The sequence below is a fragment of the Methylophaga muralis genome (genome assembly GCF_001720165.1).
GTDB lineage: Bacteria > Pseudomonadota > Gammaproteobacteria > Nitrosococcales > Methylophagaceae > Methylophaga > Methylophaga muralis.
Genome location: NZ_MCRI01000115.1, coordinates 1 through 470, shown reverse-complemented (window position 1 = coordinate 470; position 470 = coordinate 1). Strand labels below are relative to the sequence as shown.

The following is a 470-nucleotide window of genomic DNA, read 5'->3' as shown; positions in this document are numbered from 1 at the left end:
TCGTAGTTAGTGGCCACAAAGAAAGGCTGTTCATCGCGATCTAAGGCAACCACAAAACAGTTCACCTTTTCCCCCTCCTATCCAGATCTTGGAATTCGAGATTCGCATGCTCTTGAAACCAATTTGGGAAGAAGCCATTTCAATAAGACCTGTTTCAGCAATTTTTCCTCCTAAACTAATGCATAACGCACACCGCAGCCGCAGACAGTGTGGAGTGCTGGCTGTCGGACTGCCGGTTTTTGTTAGGTATTGAAATAATCACAACTTAGATTTCTAGGCTTAATGACATATGTTTTCACATTTTTAGGCTCATACTTTACGACTGCACCAAAATTGGAAATAAGCGAGCGCATGGCGGAATTATCGTTGGCAACAACCAATTCAATTGGAAGTGAAAGCTTTAAAAGATGAGCTATTGTATTTCTGCCTATTCCCTTTCTCTTTCCCGCTTCGCAGATATGAAGTTCGTG

At 42.3% G+C, this 470-nt stretch carries 1 protein-coding gene; it reads right to left on the bottom strand.

Going from position 1 to position 470, the window contains the following annotated elements:
• Window positions 1-242: 242 nt before the first annotated feature.
• On the bottom strand, window positions 243-470 hold a 228-nt coding region (locus tag A9E74_RS14585; RefSeq protein WP_218104340.1), incomplete at its 5' end, for a hypothetical protein.